The organism is Microcoleus sp. Pol12A5, assembly GCF_036701435.1.
Lineage (GTDB): Bacteria > Cyanobacteriota > Cyanobacteriia > Cyanobacteriales > Microcoleaceae > Microcoleus.
Window position 1 is genome coordinate 1 of record NZ_JAUBQU010000292.1, and the last position, 625, is coordinate 625.

Sequence of the window (625 nt, forward strand, 5' to 3'; positions counted from 1 at the left end):
TTTTTGCCAGCAGCGGCTTAGCTGAGTTATTGTTCATCTAATGTACGATCGGACAAGCAAGCTTTGAGAACGGCTTTTGCTCCGATCTTAATTTTTAATTCCTAATTTCTTAAAGCGAAAGGTGGTACAATGAACGACCTCGACCAATACTATAAAGTGCTGGGACTGTTGCCGGGAGCTTCCAGAGAAGAAATTAGCCAAGCCTACAAGGATTTAGCGTTCATTTGGCACCCCGATCGCATCCCCAAAGACAATCCCAGACTACTACAGAAAGCTGAAGAAAAGATTAAGGAAATTAATCAAGCTCGCGAACAATTGCGATCGATTCAACCAAGAGGTCAGAATCAGAACGTTCAGCAAAAACATACTCAGCACAAACACACCCAGCACCAAAACACCCAGCACAAAAACACCCAGCACCAAAACACCCAGCAACAAAACGCTCAGTACAGAAACACTCAGCAACAAAACACCCAGCAACAAAATACTCAGTACAGAAACACCCAGCAACAAAATACTCAGTACAGAAACACCCAGCAACAAAATACCCAGCAACAAAATACTCAGTACAGAAACACTCAGCAACAAAATACCCAGCAACAAAATACTCAGCAACCCAATACTC

The 625-nt window shown here is 42.9% G+C and carries 1 protein-coding gene; it reads left to right on the plus strand.

Features of this window, described 5'->3' with window-relative positions:
• Window positions 1-129: 129 nt before the first annotated feature.
• Window positions 130-625, plus strand: a 496-nt coding sequence (locus QUA45_RS28820; RefSeq protein WP_333223363.1) for a DnaJ domain-containing protein, incomplete at its 3' end; no start/stop codon positions are given.